Origin of the sequence: Streptomyces sp. BE20, assembly GCF_036322525.1 — a bacterium.
Lineage (GTDB): Bacteria > Actinomycetota > Actinomycetes > Streptomycetales > Streptomycetaceae > Kitasatospora.
Genome location: NZ_JAQYWW010000352.1, coordinates 1 through 395 on the forward strand (window position 1 = coordinate 1; position 395 = coordinate 395).

The window sequence follows — 395 nt, forward strand, 5'->3', positions numbered from 1 at the left end:
ACGAACCCCTTCCCGGGCCGGACGCGGCCACGGCCCCTTGGCCTGTGCGCCGCGGCGGGCGCGGGCCCGGTGACGGCGCCAGGTCCGCTCGGGCACGCCGATCAGGCGGCAGAACCTCGCGGTCGGCATGCCCGCCTCGACGCGGATCACCTCGAGGTCCTCGAAGGGCCCGGCCGGCCCTCCGCGGACTTCTTCCACACCCGCAGCTCGACCGCGGCCTCACCCAGCGCCTGGGTCAAGTCGGCGACCTGAGTTTCGAGTTGCTGTTCCCGGCTGCTGGGGCCGGACTTCCCGGACGCAAGTCCGGCCCGGCCGGACTCCAGGAACTGCCGCTTCCAGTTCCCGATCGACTGCTCGGACACCTTCACCCGCCGCGCGGCCTCGGCAACGGTCAT

General features: G+C 73.4%; 1 protein-coding gene. It reads right to left on the bottom strand.

The features are described from left to right. Positions 1-146 precede the first annotated feature (146 nt). Positions 147-395 (bottom strand): helix-turn-helix domain-containing protein (locus PUR61_RS02580; RefSeq protein ID WP_329875165.1); only part of this gene is annotated, 249 nt, incomplete at its 5' end.